The 752-nt window shown below is 65.6% G+C and carries 1 protein-coding gene; it reads left to right on the top strand.

All coding sequences use genetic code 11. From position 1 onward, the window contains the following. Positions 1-749 (top strand): hypothetical protein (locus tag KDH83_RS30990; RefSeq protein WP_212322922.1); only part of this gene is annotated, 749 nt, incomplete at its 5' end. Positions 750-752 lie beyond the last annotated feature (3 nt).

Raw genomic sequence — 752 nt, 5'->3', positions numbered from 1 at the left:
ATGCCGCGCCGCGCTGGATCTGGGCCGGCACCGCTTTGTGCGGCATCGCGCCGGAAGTCTCCACGGCCATGCTGCGCGGCTGGCATGCACAGAACGGCACGATGCTGCACAACCCGCGCCTGGGCTTCGTGTGCACCAAGCAGACGGCCGACGGACAGTCAGGGCTGGAAGGCTACTACTACGAACACGACCACGACCTGCTTCCGCATGAGCGGCTGCGCTTTGCGCGTGACGAAGATGCGCCGGATTTCGATCCAGCACGCGCACCGGGCTTGCCTACGGAGCAATGGCCCGCGACCCGGCTGGCCAAGGCGCATCGCAACTACGCGATGGAATATGTGCGATCCGCATACCCAGTAGCCGTACAGCTTTGGGGGCCCCACGAAGCCACGCACCGGCTGCGGATGGCCGCCAGGCTGATCGGCATGCAGTTCTACCATGAGATCGCGCACGGCCTGGGCGGTGGGTATGGTCGGGATGCGGCCGGCTTTGCCCGCTTCATCAAGAACCTGGGAGAGGCGCATGGTGATGCCCGCCGCGTGGATCAGCACCTGGACACCAGCTACGAAGTCCGCCAGGAAGGCTGGACCTTCATGAAGGGCGTTCAGGATACCCCCGTCGAACTGGCCACCGCCTGGAACGGTTTGATCGAAGGCGCGCTCCAGGCGCACAACCGGCGTCTGCACCTGGAGTTCAGCGCACGCCGTAGCGGCCCGGGCCACACTCTGGCCTGGAAAATCAGTAGCTAGGGC

Source organism: Achromobacter sp. Marseille-Q0513, from assembly GCF_018195695.1.
Classification (GTDB): domain Bacteria; phylum Pseudomonadota; class Gammaproteobacteria; order Burkholderiales; family Burkholderiaceae_B; genus Achromobacter.
Note: the sequence above shows the minus strand (reverse complement) of the source record. Positions and strands in the feature narration are given on the sequence as shown.